Genomic DNA, 16263 nt, shown 5'->3' with positions numbered 1-16263 from the left:
AATAATACTTGTAATGGAAATGAAAACACGCTACTTATTCATATAAGAACAAGTAGCGTGTTTTTTCTATTTAATAATCCCATTTTCTAAAATTTTAATAGTTGGTGCCACTTTCACATTAGCTTTTGAAAAGGCACTCGGCCAATCATCTTCGACTTGTTTCCATTCTTTATATTGAAACGCTCTCGCATAATCACCAAATCCGAATGGATCAAGTTGCTGTTTTTGAATGTTGTGGATTAAATCGTTCAAATCTTTGTTTAGTTGTTTTGTAATAAGAGAAGTTAATTTCTTTCTATCTTTGTCTATATCCATATTGAATGTAAGTTCAGAGACAGCAATTTTCAAATCCATTTTAACATGAAATTTGAAGTGGTTATCGCTATAATCTGTATGGATATCACGATTCATGCTAAGAACATTTATTGTTACGAAATCGCCGCCATCGGTATCTTTTAAATCACTATTACTTTCAACTGAAGTAGAAGGGATTTTCAATGTAAGCGAAACCGGTGTATTCGCTTTCTTTTGTAACAAAAGAAGAAGGGCGCTTTCATAACGATTTAATGACATTTTATAAATTCCGCGAGAAGTTAATAGCGCGGAACCAGTAACGATAACATCCTTTTTACCTTTTTTTATTTCTGAAATAGCAGGTGTTATACCTTTATTAAACGTTTGCCTGTGAAATTCATGGAATGTCGTAAAAACGGTCCGATTGTACAGTTTGTTCGTATTAATTAAATCTGTTAAATACTCGGGAAGGGCAGGCTTATCTTTAAAGTTATTATATATAACTGAAGAAATTGGACCGTCTACTGCAACCATGCGCATGTTTCCAGTGTTTTTAGGATCACGATACCAAACATCAAGGTAAGGCATAGCCCCTTCTTGTTTTAAAAAATTTGTGCTAAATAAAATGAGCTGTAACTTTTCTGTAGATACTAAACCGCCACTTGAGCTATTAAACGTTGCTTTTGCTTCTCGAGGTGTACGTACTTTCGCTTCATGTGTTTCGTACTTTTTTTCTACGTCTTCATTAAAAATAGGATTCACGTGGTACACAATTAATTTTCCTTTTGCTTTTGCGTCAAAGCCGTAAATTAATGAAATCGATTGTTTTTCTAAGTCGAGTCGATCTCCACAGCCTGTTAAAAAGGTTATGAGAAAGTAAAGTATAGTGAAATGAATAAAGCGCCTCATTTAAACTCTTCTCCTTTTCCAATGCTGATAAAGTGTCATGTATAAGAGAAATACGACTGGGAATAGAAAAACGATAAAATAACTAGCAGTTCCCCAAAATTCCCGCAACGCACTTATCTGATAAGAAGAAGGGATATAAAAGAATAAGATGAAAATACACCCGAATAATAAAACATAAATAGGTAATGAACTGCCTTTTTTGTTAAGAAATTGATTAATTCCATCTGAAGCAGTGAAAATATAAGGAATACAGGAATCAAAAATAATAAAGAGATAAAATGACAAAAAGATAATTTCAAATCGCTCAAGAAATGAGAAGTGAAACGGTGTAACAAGAGAAAGAGTCGGCCATAAAAACTTTGTTATACCATCTGGACTAAAATAAACAAAAGAGACAAAGGTGACTTGAAGATAAATAAATAGCGTAATCAAATTCGCAAGAACAATTCCTTTTTTTGCAGATGATTTATTACTGAGATAAGGATAAAGGACAAATGCAAACTCAAATCCGAGAAACGCAATGATAGTTGATTTTACTGTGTTTAAAACTGGTATCCAGCCTTCTTTAAGAAGAGGAAGAAGATAAATCCAATGCCCATCTTTAAGCGGAATAAACAATAGAAAAGGCATCCATAGTGTGAAAAATACAGTGAAAACAGCATAGCGACTTATAATAAGAACGCCTTTACATGCTAGCATTAACATTGGAATAGATAGTAAAATCATAATTAAAAACATTGGAGTTCTAGGTAAAATCCAAATGTGAATAACGTATAAGAGGGAAAAAATTAAGGAAATAGCTGCAAGGACAGCATATAAAATCCAAAAAATCATTCCTACTCTTCCTAGCCACTTCCCAAGATAACGAGTTAGCACATCGAGTAAAGTATATCCAGGATGCTTTTCCATAATTTTCACAATACATAAACTGACTAAAGTAGTGAGAGCACATCCAATAATAATAGACATCCAGCCATCTGTATTTGCCCCTTGTGCAACTTCACGCGGAAGTGTAAGGACACCGAATCCTACTTGAACACCACTAATCGTTAAAATGTATTGAAATAAACTAATCTCCCTCTTTGCACGTTTTGTCACTTATTATCCTCCTTTTCCTCAACATCTCTTTGCCGGTTATCTTGTTTTAATTGTAGAGATAGTGGCCGTTTCTTCATAATTTTCCATGGGAAACGTACAAGGGTATCTTTTAAATCCGAAGCAAATAACGGAGAAAAAGGACTACCATAAGGAACACCGAGAGATTCCATAGAAAGTATATGAATAATAATGATCGCCATCCCAACCATAATTCCAATGACGCCAAATAAAGAGGCGGCTATCATCATTGGGAATCGAAGAAGCCGAATTCCTGCTGACATTTCTAAGTTAGGAATAATGAAGGAGGCAACCGCAGTAATTGATACGACGATAACCATAACGTTACTAACAATCCCAGCTTGAACGGCAGCTTGTCCAATTACAATTCCTCCTACGACGCCGATTGTTTGCCCAACAGGTCCAGGAAGCCGAATCGCTGCTTCTCGGAGCATTTCGAGAACTAATTCCATTAATAAAGCTTCTAATATGGGAGGAAAAGGAATTTTGGCTCGAGATTCTCCAATCGTTAACAACAATTTGAGCGGAATCACTTCATAATGGAAGGAAATCATAGCAATATAAAGAGCAGGAGCAAATATTGCAATAAATAGCCCAGTGAAACGAAGGAGTCGTATAAAAGATGGAATCATAGGTCTGAAGCTGTAATCATCTATCGTCTGAAAAAAGGATGAAAAGGTCATAGGTCCTATTAATACGCCTGGTGAGCGATCTACAACAACGGCAATTCGCCCATCAAGAATATGATGTGCTGTTGTGTCGGGGCGTTCAGTTATTGATAATTGCGGAAAGAGAGTAAATGAATTATCTTCAACAAACCCCTCTAATTCACCAGTAGTAAGAATCGCATCAACTTTTACTGACTCGATACGGGATGCCATTTCTTTTACGACATTTTCGTTCGCAACATCTGCTAGATAAAGCAAAAAAACCTTTGAAGTAGCTCGTTCACCAACAGTGAATTCCTTCACTTTCAGTTCGCGATTTGGAATATATCGACGAATAAGTGCAAGGCTGTCGCTCGCTACTTCATTAAATCCTTCGTGTGAGCTTTTTATGGAGCTCTCTGTTGTAGGTTCTTCAATACTCCTTTTTGGTGCCGCTTGCGTATCGAGCTCTAAAGCGGATAGTTGTCCGTTTATAAATAAAATACTTTTGCCGTGTAAAAGAGATTGTTCAATGTCTGTCCACTGTTGAACTTTTTTAATATTTCCGATAGAAACAGAGGCTTTCCAAAAATCGTCTTCATTCCACTCTTTAAATAAGAGAGGACGAAGAATGTTTACGTTAATAACAGTTTTGTCTACAAGTCCTTCCATATATATGAGTGCAGCTTCCTGTCCGTTTTTTAATGGAAAAGTGCGTGTTATTAATTCTGGAATACCGCTAAACAGTTTGGACAAGTGCTTTAAATTAAGGGAAAGGGAAGAAGAGATAGATTTATTTAATGCGTAATCAGCTTGCTCTTGGGTAGAAAGAGATTTTTCACCAAGAATCCATTTATTAAAAGACCCCATTTGTTCGCTTACTCCTTGTTATGTTTTATCCCGATTGGTGAGGGCTGATAATCAGTGGGGGATGAAGAAAACCCCCCACTGATTAAAGTTTCACTTTATATGGGTTATTATGGATAGTTACAAGCTGACATATGCGTAGTTTAAATTTTATATTGTATATTTTTAACTTTAACGCTATAATTATAGTGTTAAAGATGGAATCGTGATATGACCTGTTATGACTCTATCGTTTTATTTATGAATAAATGGATTGGTATTTTAGCAAGATGTGCTAATAAACTACTCCACCATGATAATAACGTGCCGAAATGTGGTGCGTATATTTTCGTGGTGGAGTTTTTTTATTCTCAAAAAGGGGGAAAGACCATGAATAACAACATGGTTCATATTACAATTGACGGAAAAAAGTATACAGCGGAGCCCGGTTCAACGATATTGGGTGTTATTAATGAGAACGGGATTGAACATCCGCAAATTTGTTACGTGCCAGAAGTAGTTCCTATTCAAACATGTGACACTTGTATTGTAGAAGTTGACGGAAAGTTAATGCGTTCTTGTTCGACGATAGCAACGGAAGGTATGAACATTGAACGTGCTTCTGTTCGCGCAAAAGAAGCACAAACAGAGGCGATGGATCGGTTACTAGAAAATCATTTATTATACTGTACAGTATGTGACAATAACAATGGGAACTGTAAACTGCATAATACAGCAGAATTAATGGAAATTGAACATCAAAAATATCCGTATGAACCGAAAGTAGATGTAAGTGAAGTTGATATGACGCATCCGTTTTATCGCTATGATCCTAATCAATGTATTGCATGCGGTCAATGCGTTGAGGTGTGTCAAAACTTACAAGTAAATGAAACGTTATCGATAGACTGGGAAGCGGAACGCCCACGAGTTATTTGGGATGAAGGAGTAAATATTAATGATTCTTCATGCGTTAGCTGTGGTCAATGTGTAACGATTTGTCCTTGTAACGCTTTAATGGAGAAAACGATGCTCGGTGAAGCTGGATTTATGACGGGATTAAAACCAGATATTCTTGAACCGATGGTAGATTTAATTAAAGAAGTTGAGCCTGGATATAGCGGTATTTTTGCGGTATCAGAAGTGGAAGCGGCCATGCGTGATACTCGTACGAAGAAAACGAAAACAGTATGTACATTTTGTGGTGTAGGTTGTTCGTTTGAAGTGTGGACGAAGGGGCGTAAAATTCTTAAAGTACAGCCATCTTCAGATGCACCAGTTAACGCAATTTCCACTTGTGTAAAAGGGAAATTTGGTTGGGATTTCGTAAATTCTAAAGAACGAATAACAAAACCTTTAATTCGTAAAAATGGAACGTTTGTTGAATCTACATGGGAAGAAGCACTGAATGTAGTTGCAAATAAATTAGGCGCTATTAAAGAAGAGTACGGTAAAGGTTCTATCGGATTTATTTCTTCCTCTAAAATTACAAATGAAGACAATTATGTAATTCAAAAATTAGCTCGACAAGTATTTGGAACGAATAATATTGATAACTGCTCACGTTATTGCCAATCACCAGCAACGGATGGTTTGTTCCGTACAATTGGTATGGGCGGTGATGCCGGAACGATTAAAGATATTGCGCAATCTGGTCTTGTTATTATTGTAGGATGTAATCCGACAGAAGGTCATCCTGTTCTAGCTACACGTATTAAACGTGCACATAAATTACACGGACAAAAGTTAATTGTAGCTGATCTTCGTAAAACCGAAATGGCAGAGCGATCAGATGTCTTTATTAGTCCAAAACAAGGAACAGATCAAGTTTGGTTAATGGCTGTTACGAAATATATGATTGATCAAGGTTGGCATGATCAGGAATTCATTAATGAGAATGTAAACTTCTTTGAAGATTTCAAAGAAAGCCTAGAGGAATATACACTTGAATATGCAGAAGAAGTAACAGGCATTTCAAAAGAAACGCTTATTCAAATGGCTGGAATGATTCGTGATGCAGATGGTACATGTATCCTTTGGGGTATGGGGGTAACGCAAAATACAGGTGGTTCTGATACTTCCGCTGCAATTTCAAACTTACTTCTTGCAACAGGGAACTACCGTCGTCCAGGAGCAGGCGCATACCCACTTCGAGGCCACAATAACGTACAAGGTGCTTGTGATATGGGTACTTTACCAGGATGGCTTCCAGGATATCAGCACGTTACTAACGAAATGGAACGTGCGAAATTTGAAACTGCTTACGGAGTGAAAATTGATAGTGAACCAGGTCTTAATAATATCGAAATGCTTCACGCAATTGACGAAGGAAAAATGAAAGCAATGTATCTTGTCGGAGAAGATATGGCTCTTGTAGATTCTAATGCAAATCATGTACATGAAGTGTTATCGAGCCTTGATTTCTTCGTTGTGCAAGATGTTTTCCTTTCTAAAACTGCTCAATATGCAGATGTTGTATTACCAGCAGCGCCATCTCTTGAGAAAGAAGGTACTTTCACAAATACAGAGCGCCGTGTCCAAAGATTATATCAAGTTCTTCCTACGCTAGGAGATGCGAAACCAGACTGGTGGATCGTCCAGGAAGTTGCGAATAAACTAGGTGCAAACTGGAATTATAGCCACCCAAGTGAAATCTTTGCTGAGATGGCAAGTTTATCACCATTGTTCTCGCAAGCGAACTATGAAGTGCTTGAAGGATGGAACAGTTTCCATTGGGGAAGTTTTGATGGAACGAATACACCACTTCTGTTCCAAGACGGATTTAACTTCCCAGATAAAAAGGCTCGTTTTGCGATTGCTGACTGGGTACGTCCAGCTGAATTTCCAGCTGAGTTTGACCTTCACATTAACAACGGTCGTATGCTTGAGCATTTCCATGAAGGGAATATGACAAATAAATCAACAGGTATTCAAACGAAAGTACCTGGTGTTTTCGTTGAAATCTCTCCAGACCTTGCAAAAGAACGTGGCGTAAAAACAGGTTCGTTAGTTCGTCTTGTCTCTCCTTTTGGAGCATTAAAATTACGTGCACTCGTTACAGATCGTGTAAAAGCGAATGAGTTATATTTACCGATGAACTCTACAGATAACGAAACGGCAATTAATTTCTTAACAGGTCCTGCTGTGGATGTACGTACGAATACACCTGCGTATAAACAAACAAAAGTACGTATGGAAGTATTAGAAGTTGATGGCGAAAATCCGATGCCAAAAGCGAACCCACGCAATAAAAAACGTCACCCTCAAGCTGGAATTGAGGTACATCGTAAGTGGGCACGTCCAGGATATGTGCATTTAACGGATAAGTAGGAGGAGAAAACTATGGCTGCACCTATAAAAATGATTCAAAAACAAGAATTAACTGAGGAAGAAATAAAACAGCAAAAGTTAGATGATTTAAAAGAGCTTCTAACTAATAATGAAGAAGCTCTAAATCAGATGTTTAATATAGTAGGGGAATTAAATGACATTGGAATGCTAGAAGCTGCAAATTCAATGCTAAAAGCGAAAGAACCAATTGCGAAAATTGTTCTAGGTCAAGTAACTCGTGAGCCTGTTACAAATTTAATTAATAATATGATGGGCGCTGCAGGTGCGTTAACTGAACTTGACCCAGAACTTACGAAAAAGCTTATAGGTAGTTTATTAGTCGGGCTAGAAGAAGGTAATGAACATCTAGAAAGTAATAAAAAAGTAGGGGTATTCGATCTTATGAAAGTATTGAAAGACCCAGATATTAACCGTGCTATCGGGTTTGGGCTTCATTTCTTAAAAGGTATGGGGAAAGGGTTAAAAGACGAATAAACTTCATGAAGTGAACCTTTCCGCCCAAATATTTGTAGGAAATAGTTTGGGCGGAAGGCTCATTTTGGTAAAATATATAATAGAGTAAAATGAGGCTTTTGGGAGGTATAATTGTATGTCAAAAAAAGTACATGAATTTAATGATATGATACGAAAACTTCGAAAGGAACTTTTCGGAAAAGGACCAGAACGAATTCATACTGTTTTTGCGGAAAATATGGCTATAGCGACTCTTTATGGAAACTTAACACCTACTGAAAAATTTATTTCAAGTACGATGGACGGTGCGGAAATGGTTCATATGGCTAGAACGAAAATGATTCAAGAAGTGTATGCTGCGAATTCCCGTGAACATTTGGAGGAACTTGTTGGAGCGAAATTAGTGAATTTGTTTTCAGATATGAAAGTAGAAGAAGATATTGCAGTTTCTGTATTTGTTTTTGATAAAAATATAACGTGAGAGAAGGATACTGATCGTGAAACCGATACAGGTAGAAAGAGAAATCTTTCGTTATGAACAAGGAGCATTTAAACATATAGAGGACAGCATTGTAACAGAGTTTCCTGTCACCATTAAAATGAACGGACAGGAGTTTGTTACAATGGTTAGTACTCCAGAATATATAGAAGATATGGTAATAGGCTTCTTAGCGTCTGAAGGAATCATTCGGAAGTATGAAGACATTGATAGTGTATGGGTGCAGGAGAAAGAAGGATTTGTGCATGTAACAACGACAAAAGTAAATCCGTATTATGAACAAATGCAAAATAAACGCTATATTACGTCTTGTTGTGGTATGAGTAGGCAAGGGTTTGTTTTTGCAAATGATGCACTAAGTGCAAAAAAAATGAAGGGTGTCCATGTACAGGTTGCTGCCGATGATTGTTTTCGGTTAATGAAAGAAATGCAGCAATCTGCGGATACGTTTCATCGTACTGGTGGGGTTCATAATGCAGCTTTATGTGATGTTAATGGTATTATTTTAAGCCGAATGGATATTGGTAGGCATAATGCACTAGACAAAATTTACGGTTATTGTTTAAGAAACGATATTTCTATAAAAGATAAAATCATTGTTTTTAGTGGTCGTATTTCTTCGGAAATATTATTGAAAGTTGCAAAAATCGGTTGTGAAATTATACTGTCAAAATCAGCTCCAACTGAGTTAGCTTTGCAACTAGCGGAAGATTTAGGTATTACGACAATAGGATTTATTCGTAATCACTCCTTAAATGTATATACCCATCCAGAACGTGTTTTAAATATAAAATAAAAGTGAGGCAATGAAGATGAAATCAGTTACATTAGACAAGTTGCAACGTCCGTTAAAGGATTTACGTATTTCAGTTACTGATCGCTGTAATTTTCGCTGCCGATATTGTATGCCAGAAGAAATATTTGGTCCTGATTACTCGTTTTTGTCTAATGATAAAATTTTATCTTTTGATGAAATTGAAAGGATAACACGTATTTTCGTTTCTTTAGGTGTGAGAAAATTACGGATTACAGGCGGAGAACCGTTACTTCGAAGAGGGCTTCCAAAGCTTATTGAGCGCCTTAATAAAATTGATGGTGTAGAAGATATCGGTTTAACAACCAATGGATCGTTACTTAAAAAGTTTGCTCCTGATTTATATAAGGCGGGACTATCACGTGTAACAGTTAGCTTAGATTCCTTAGAAGAAGAGCGGTTTTTCTATTTAAATGGTAATAGGAGCAAAGTGCAAAGGGTTCTGGAAGGAATACAGGCTGCAGCTGAAGTTGGAATGAAAATTAAAATAAACATGGTCGTTCAAAAGGGAAAAAACGAACAGGACATTTTGCAGATGGCGCAATATTTTAAGGAAAATAAGCATATTCTTCGTTTTATTGAGTATATGGATGTTGGAAATTATAATGGTTGGGATTTAAAAGAGGTCGTCTCTAAACAAGAAATAGTAGATACGATTCATCAAGTTATGCCGTTAGAACGGATAGAAGCAAATTATTCTGGTGAAGTGGCTACTAGGTATCGTTATATAGGAAGCGATGAGGAAATAGGTATTATTTCATCAGTAACAGATTCTTTTTGCTCATCATGTACGAGAGCTCGTATTTCTGCAGAAGGAAAATTATATACTTGCTTATTTGCTTCTAAAGGAAATGATTTAAGAGAATTGCTTCGTTCTGAACATACAGATGAGGACATTACAGATGTAGTACGCGATATATGGAATAATAGGGAAGATCGTTATTCAGATGAACGCTTAAATCATACAAATAAGAAAACAATACCTAAAATTGAAATGTCACATATCGGTGGTTAATATATATAGCTAGCGTCATAGTGAAAAATGGAAAATTTACAAGAGTTGTGGATTTTCTATTTTATAGTAAAAGTGATGATTGATATCTCTGTAAAAGATGTGCAGAGAAATTAAGCAGCATTCAAAAACCTTTATTTTGAGGAGGTTTTTTGAAGCTGCTTTTTTATTTGGAGAAAATGGAGGAATGGGTAATGGCATTTCATAAGCCGGAACAAATTGCTGAGCTTGTCATTGAGGCCGGTGTTCAAAAAGTAAGACAGACATTGCCAGCGATGCTTATTCTCGGTTTTTTAGGAGGAGCGTTTATTGCGATAGGTTTTTTACTTAACATTCGAGTTTTAGGGAATTTACCTGAGCGCTGGGGAAGTCTAGTGAATGTTTTAGGAGGAGCAGTATTTCCTGTTGGACTCATGCTCGTAGTATTAGCAGGAGGAGAATTAATTACGGGAAATATGATGTCACTGTCTATGGCGCTTTATGCAAAGAAAATTACATTGATAAGTGTACTGAATAACTGGGTTTGGATTACTCTCATGAACTTTATTGGGGCAATTTTCGTTGCGTATTGTTTTGGACATCTTGGCGGATTAACAGAGGGAGAGTATTTAAATAAAACGGTAGCGATAGCGGAAGGGAAGTTACATGAATCATTTGGGAGAACTTTGATTTTAGCAATTGGTTGTAATTGGCTCGTTTGTCTTGCTCTTTGGCTCGCTTACGGGACGAGTGATTTTGTCGGGAAAATCATCGGAATTTGGATTCCAATTATGGCATTTGTAGTGATTGGATTTCAGCAAGTAGTAGCAAATATGTTTGTCATTTCCGCTGTTATTTTTGCTGGTCATCTAACGTGGATGGATCTGGCTAAAAATTTTGTTCCTGTTTTTATCGGAAATGTAATTGGAGGAGCTGGGTTTGTTGGTTTTGCTTACTTTGCTTGTTATCAGAAACAACATTCTAATATGAAATAGAGTTCTTGAGAGGAAGGGTATGTAATGGCTGATCGGTATTCACGACAACAGTTGTTCAAACCAATTGGGAGTAAAGGACAAGAAAAAATTCGAAATAAACATGTGTTAATTGTAGGGGCAGGCGCATTAGGAAGTGCAAGTGCCGAAAGTTTCGTACGTGCAGGTGTTGGTAAGTTGACGATTATCGATCGTGACTACGTTGAATGGAGTAATTTACAAAGGCAACAATTGTACTCTGAACAAGATGCGAGAGAGAAAATGCCGAAAGCAATTGCTGCAAAAAATCGGCTAGAACAAATTAATTCGGAAGTACAAATACATGCTTTCGTAATGGATGCAACTTCAGAAAATATGGAAGGTCTATTAAAAAATGTAGATGTAATCATTGATGCAACAGATAATTTTGATATTCGATTTGTAATAAATGATTTATCACAAAAACATAATATTCCGTGGGTATATGGTTCTTGCGTTGGATCATATGGTATGAGTTATATAATTATTCCGCAAGAGACACCGTGTTTACATTGTATGCTGAAAAATATCCCTGTTACAGGTGTGACGTGTGATACTGCTGGGATTATTAGCCCGACTGTTCAAATCGTCGCAGCATATCAAGTGGCAGAAGCGCTCAAAATTTTAGTGGAAGATTTCTCAGCAATTAGAAAAACATTTTTCATGTTTGATATATGGAGTAATCAAAATCATTTTATAAAATTAGGGAAAATAAAAACAGACGCTTGTCTCTCATGCGGTTTGAATCGAACTTATCCTTATTTATCATACGAAAATCAAACGAAAGCAGCTGTTTTATGCGGAAGAAATACAGTTCAAATTAGAACAGTAGACAATAGGAAATACAATTTTGATGATATAGAAAAAGTATTAAAAAAACTGGGAAAAGTAGATCGGAATCCGTATTTACTATCTTGCCAATTCGATGATTACCGCATCGTTTTTTTTCGGGATGGTCGTGTTTTTATTCATGGTACAAATGATATTTCGAAAGCGAAACAACTATATTATCGCGTATTCGGTTAATAGAGAGGGTGTCAACAATGGAAAGAAGAGTGCCAATTACGGTTGAAGAAGCTGTTCGTAAAGTGATGGGATTTGCTGATAAGGGCTTAAAGGAGCTATTACCAATTGAATTAGCTTATGGACGTATATTAGCAGAGGATTTAGTAGCTGACCATGATGTACCGTCATTTAATCGTTCGCCGTATGACGGATTTGCTATTCGAGCAGAAGATACTAATTTAGCAAGTTATGAAACGCCAGTTGTATTTGAAGTAGTGGGTGAAATTGGTGCAGGATCGCTATTCCATGAGAAAGTAGGTCCATTTCAAGCAGTTCGAATTATGACAGGAGCACAAATTCCGAATGGGTGTGATGCGGTTGTTATGTTAGAGCTGACTCGTCAATATGAGAAGAATGGCAACAATTATATGGAAGTGAAGCGATCATTCAAAACGGGCGACAATATTTCTTTTCAAGGTGAAGATGCTCGTAAAGGAACAGTTCTTGCAAAGAAGGGATTGTACATTAATCCAGGTATTTCAGCTCTTCTTGCTACATTCGGTTATAGTGAAGTACCAGTTGCGAGAAAGCCTGTAATTGGACTGTTAGCGACTGGGAGTGAATTACTGGATGTCAATGATTCATTACAGCCAGGGAAAATCCGAAACAGTAATACGTACATGATATTGTCTCAAATTCGAAGAGCGGGCGGAAGAGTAAAATATTTTGGGAAGTTTAGTGATGATTTTAATACGTGTTTTACAGCTGTGAAAGAAGCGCTTGGCCAAGTAGATATGTTAATTACAACGGGCGGTGTATCAGTAGGAGATTATGATTACTTACCAGCTATTTACGAAAAGTTAGGTGCATCTGTTCTTTTTAATAAAGTTGCAATGCGACCAGGAAGTGTTACGACTGTAGCACAATTAAATGGCAAGTTATTATTTGGTTTATCAGGGAATCCATCAGCTTGTTACGTAGGGTTTGAATTATTCGTAAGACCGTGTATTCGGACGTATATGTTTAGTGAAAAAGTACATTTAAAAAGAGAAAAAGCGTTATTAGGAGAAGATTTTCTAAAACCGAATCCATTTACAAGATTTGTACGAGCAAAATTGCAATATGATGAGGGGAAATTAATCGCTTATCCATCAGGGTTTGATAAATCTAGCTCAGTTTCTTCATTGGCAGAATCAAATGCGTTTATCGTATTGCCGGGCGGGACAAGAGGATATAAAAAAGATATGTTTGTTGATGTTCTATTATTAGAAGATAACGAAGGTAGTGAATGGCCTTGGACATTTCATAAAGTGAGAGGTGGTTCTAATGAGACAAGCGCTATTTGAGATTGTAGATAAACCGATTTTAGTTGAAGAAGTAACGAATAAAGTCGCAAGAAGGGAAGCAGGTGCGATTACAACATTTATTGGTACGGTGAGAGAATTAACAAAAGGAAAACGAACGCTACATTTAGAGTATGAAGCATATAAACCGATGGCAGTAAAACAACTTATGAGAATTGGTGAAGAAATTAGTGAAAGATGGCTGGATGCAAAAGTAGCAATTACGCACCGTGTAGGGCGGCTAGAAATAATGGATATTGCGGTAGTCATTGCAGTTTCATCACCGCATCGTAAAGTAGCTTATGAAGCGAATGAGTACGCGATTGAACGTATAAAACGAATCGTTCCAATTTGGAAAAAAGAATTTTGGGAAGATGGAACGATGTGGGTTGGAGATCAACTTGAAAACACACCTTATCCAGAAGGAAAACCAAAGAAGGAAGAATGAGAAAATGATTACAATTTTACTGTTTGCAAATTTGCGTGAGGAAGTTGGATCGGATCGATTAGTAATTTCAGAAAAGCAAGAAATGACAGTGCAGCAATTAAAAGAATGGCTCAAAGCCAGCTATTGTTTACAATCGCTGGATAAAGTGATGGTGGCTGTTAATGAAGAGTTTGTAATAAATGAAGAGATGATAAAAGCCGGAGATATAGTCGCATTAATCCCACCCGTTAGCGGGGGATAATAAGCTTTTTCACCAGATGAAGTGCCAAGAAAATGTTGTATATAAATTAGAATAAGAGAAGGGATGAGTTCTATGCTTACTCAAGAACAAATAATGAATGCATTAAAACATGTAGAGGATCCAGAGTTACACAAAAGTGTTGTAGAATTAAATATGGTTAGAAATATACAAATGAACGGAACAGAGGTTAAACTTGAAGTAGTACTAACAATCCAAGGTTGTCCGTTAAAAGCAAAAATTCAACAAGATATTGAAGAATCGCTTCACGCAATTGGTGCCTCTAAAGTGGAGGTAACATTTGGTTCTATGACACAAGAAGAACGTGCAGCTTTAACAGAGAAGTTAAAGCGAAATGCTAGAACAGAAACTGGTATGCCGAGCATGCTTCACCTGGATTCAGGAGTACGTTTTATTACTGTAACGAGCGGAAAAGGCGGAGTTGGAAAATCAACGGTGACAATTAATCTTGCAACTGCACTAGCTCGTATGGGCAAAAAAGTGGGGATATTAGATGCAGATATATATGGTTTTAGTATTCCAGCTATGATGGAAACGAATAAGAAACCAACGATGATTGATCAAACGGCAATTCCAGTCATTAGTCACGGTGTTAAAATCATGTCGATGGGATTCTTTACAGAAGGAAATAACCCAGTGATGTGGCGCGGACCGATGCTAAATAAATGGATTCAAAATTTCCTTGCGAATACGCACTGGGGAGAATTAGATTATTTATTACTTGATTTACCACCAGGTACAGGAGATGTTGCGATTGATGTTGCAGCGATGATTCCGCAAGCGAAAGAAATAATTGTTACAACTCCGCACAATATAGCTTCATTCGTTGCTTCAAGAGTTGGTGTAATGGCAAAACATACGAAGCATGAGATTTTAGGTATTGTGGAAAATATGGCTTATTATGAAGAACAAGATGGATCGAAAAATTATCTCTTCGGAAAAGGCGGCGGCGAAATGCTTGCAGAACAATTGCAAACAGAAGTAATTGCCAAAATACCTTTTGCGAAACGTGAAGAAAATAATGGTTCATCTGTATATGATGAAGATTCTCTTGTTGGAGAAGTGTTTACATCGTTAGCTGAGGATATTATTTATAGAGGATAGAGGGGGAAGTTTAGTATGGCATGTAACATTGATCATTCTATTGAAGATGTGATGAATAAGCTTGAAAGTCAAAAGAATTTTTTACCTGAAGGGATCTTTAAAGAGTTAAAGAGTTTTTTGCAAGGTATTCATTCACAGAAATTATTAAATGATGTTTTTCACCTCCTAAAAAAGTATGATTTAGTCAGTGAGGAAGAACGAGAGACGAGAAACGCACAATTGTTGTACATTTTGAATTAAGTACTCTTTGGCTTTAGAATTTTTTCAGAAGGGGTGAATGTGATGGATATGAAAAAGATGATTGAAACGATAGAAGTAACTAGAGTGACTGACGAGGAATTATCGATTTCGAATTTACATCCAAAGCTTGTGAAGTTGTATAGTCAAAAAGATAGTGCAGAGTATACGAAGCTATTAAAATATATTTTATCATTATCCGTACAGCTGAAGCTGAATCTTGTATTGAAATATTTTGGTGTACGTCACATTGTTGCTGCAGACGAGCGGGTGCAATTTCAAGAGATATTTAAATGCTTAGCTAAGAAAGATGAGAATGGGGAATGGTTTCTAAATTTTGTTTCTTTATATGTAGGGCTAATTGTAGTTCTTCGTTTTGATGAGAAAGTGATTGAGAGCAATTTTTTTGATGATATGGTAGTGGATGAATGTAATGAAATATAAGATTCTACTCATAACATTTTTCTATATTAAATGCTTTAACTGCGATTTTAGTTGGTTATGTAAATATGAAGGTAACTAATTAAGAAAAAGGAATGAAACTAGTTGGATAAAAAGAGTTCTTCAGTTGTTTCCGTCGTTTTTTCGTGTTACTATTAATCGAATTTTTCATAAGGAGAGAAAGCGATGAAATGGATTTATTTTCTTATTATTAACGTTATAGCTTTTAGCCTTATGGGGCTTGATAAACGAAAAGCAAAGAAGAAACAGTGGAGAACGCCAGAAAGTACGTTGTTTTTATCGGCGGCAGCTGGAGGAGCAGTTGGAGCTTGGATCGGCATGTATATGTTTCATCATAAAACTCATAAAAAGAAATTTGTTTTCGGCATACCGTTACTTGTTGTAATAACGGTATGTTTATTATTCGTTGTATGAGAAATGTCGAAAGAAATGCAGATTGATTATTGGTAAAGTGAGCATGTGAGACCGTATAATG

Annotated in this window: 17 protein-coding genes; 14 read left to right on the top strand and 3 right to left on the bottom strand. The window is 36.5% G+C overall.

Annotation, left to right across the window (positions count from 1 at the left end; all coding sequences use genetic code 11):
- Positions 1–66: 66 nt before the first annotated feature.
- Genes gerSC through ACTFN4_RS00260 form a run of 3 tightly spaced genes read right to left on the bottom strand, consistent with a single transcriptional unit; the run spans position 67 to position 3836 of the window.
- Complete coding sequence (gene gerSC, locus ACTFN4_RS00270) at positions 67–1203, bottom strand: spore germination protein GerSC (RefSeq protein WP_001252213.1); 1137 nt, start codon at positions 1201–1203, stop codon at positions 67–69.
- Positions 1204–2301 (bottom strand): endospore germination permease, encoded by a 1098-nt coding sequence (locus ACTFN4_RS00265; protein ID WP_000166517.1) that lies wholly within the window; start codon positions 2299–2301, stop codon positions 1204–1206. It abuts the gene before it with no gap.
- Complete coding sequence (locus ACTFN4_RS00260) at positions 2298–3836, bottom strand: spore germination protein (protein ID WP_439962013.1); 1539 nt, start codon at positions 3834–3836, stop codon at positions 2298–2300. Before ACTFN4_RS00260 ends, ACTFN4_RS00265 begins: the two co-directional genes overlap by 4 nt.
- A 366-nt stretch (positions 3837–4202) precedes the next feature.
- Here ACTFN4_RS00260 and fdhF point away from each other — a divergent pair, with 366 nt between their 5' ends.
- The 14 genes from fdhF to ACTFN4_RS00190 all read left to right on the top strand — a co-directional run bounded on the left by fdhF (position 4203) and on the right by ACTFN4_RS00190 (position 16202).
- Complete coding sequence (gene fdhF, locus ACTFN4_RS00255; RefSeq protein ID WP_439962012.1) at positions 4203–7142, top strand: formate dehydrogenase subunit alpha; 2940 nt, start codon at positions 4203–4205, stop codon at positions 7140–7142.
- A 12-nt stretch (positions 7143–7154) separates the two neighbouring features.
- A complete protein-coding gene (locus ACTFN4_RS00250; protein WP_000729897.1) occupies positions 7155–7637 on the top strand; it encodes a DUF1641 domain-containing protein in 483 nt (160 codons plus the stop codon).
- Positions 7638–7752: 115 nt separating this feature from the next.
- Positions 7753–8097: a DUF2294 domain-containing protein gene (locus ACTFN4_RS00245; protein WP_000039582.1), complete on the top strand. Its 345-nt coding sequence runs from the start codon at positions 7753–7755 to the stop codon at positions 8095–8097.
- 16 nt (positions 8098–8113) lie between these two features.
- Entirely contained in the window at positions 8114–8911 is a 798-nt protein-coding gene (fdhD, locus tag ACTFN4_RS00240; RefSeq protein ID WP_000802688.1) for a formate dehydrogenase accessory sulfurtransferase FdhD, read from the top strand.
- A gap of 16 nt (positions 8912–8927) precedes the next feature.
- Positions 8928–9944, top strand: coding sequence for a GTP 3',8-cyclase MoaA (moaA, locus tag ACTFN4_RS00235; protein ID WP_000844124.1), 1017 nt, complete (start codon positions 8928–8930; stop codon positions 9942–9944).
- Between the two features lie 191 nt (positions 9945–10135).
- Positions 10136–10915: a formate/nitrite transporter family protein gene (locus ACTFN4_RS00230; RefSeq protein ID WP_000863998.1), complete on the top strand. Its 780-nt coding sequence runs from the start codon at positions 10136–10138 to the stop codon at positions 10913–10915.
- 24 nt (positions 10916–10939) lie between these two features.
- A complete protein-coding gene (locus ACTFN4_RS00225; RefSeq protein ID WP_000785259.1) occupies positions 10940–11956 on the top strand; it encodes a molybdopterin-synthase adenylyltransferase MoeB in 1017 nt (338 codons plus the stop codon).
- A gap of 17 nt (positions 11957–11973) precedes the next feature.
- Positions 11974–13281, top strand: coding sequence for a molybdopterin molybdotransferase MoeA (locus tag ACTFN4_RS00220; RefSeq protein WP_439962011.1), 1308 nt, complete (start codon positions 11974–11976; stop codon positions 13279–13281).
- Complete coding sequence (locus tag ACTFN4_RS00215) at positions 13262–13726, top strand: molybdenum cofactor biosynthesis protein MoaE (RefSeq protein WP_016123212.1); 465 nt, start codon at positions 13262–13264, stop codon at positions 13724–13726. Before ACTFN4_RS00220 ends, ACTFN4_RS00215 begins: the two co-directional genes overlap by 20 nt.
- A gap of 4 nt (positions 13727–13730) precedes the next feature.
- Positions 13731–13967, top strand: a complete 237-nt coding sequence (moaD, locus tag ACTFN4_RS00210; protein WP_000628499.1) for a molybdopterin converting factor subunit 1 — start codon at positions 13731–13733, stop codon at positions 13965–13967.
- Positions 13968–14039: 72 nt separating this feature from the next.
- On the top strand, positions 14040–15089 hold the full coding sequence (locus ACTFN4_RS00205) for a P-loop NTPase (protein ID WP_439962010.1): 1050 nt from the start codon (positions 14040–14042) through the stop codon (positions 15087–15089).
- 15 nt (positions 15090–15104) lie between these two features.
- A complete protein-coding gene (locus ACTFN4_RS00200; RefSeq protein ID WP_000752375.1) occupies positions 15105–15329 on the top strand; it encodes a hypothetical protein in 225 nt (74 codons plus the stop codon).
- Positions 15330–15371: 42 nt separating this feature from the next.
- Positions 15372–15770, top strand: a complete 399-nt coding sequence (locus ACTFN4_RS00195) for a hypothetical protein (protein WP_000367296.1) — start codon at positions 15372–15374, stop codon at positions 15768–15770.
- 183 nt (positions 15771–15953) lie between these two features.
- Positions 15954–16202 (top strand): DUF1294 domain-containing protein, encoded by a 249-nt coding sequence (locus tag ACTFN4_RS00190; protein WP_000871349.1) that lies wholly within the window; start codon positions 15954–15956, stop codon positions 16200–16202.
- The last annotated feature ends 61 nt before the right edge of the window (positions 16203–16263 follow it).

The sequence above is a fragment of the Bacillus cereus group sp. MYBK95-2 genome (assembly GCF_051915225.1).
Classification (GTDB): Bacteria; Bacillota; Bacilli; order Bacillales; family Bacillaceae_G; genus Bacillus_A; species Bacillus_A cereus.
This window is presented reverse-complemented; position numbering and strand designations above follow the sequence as displayed.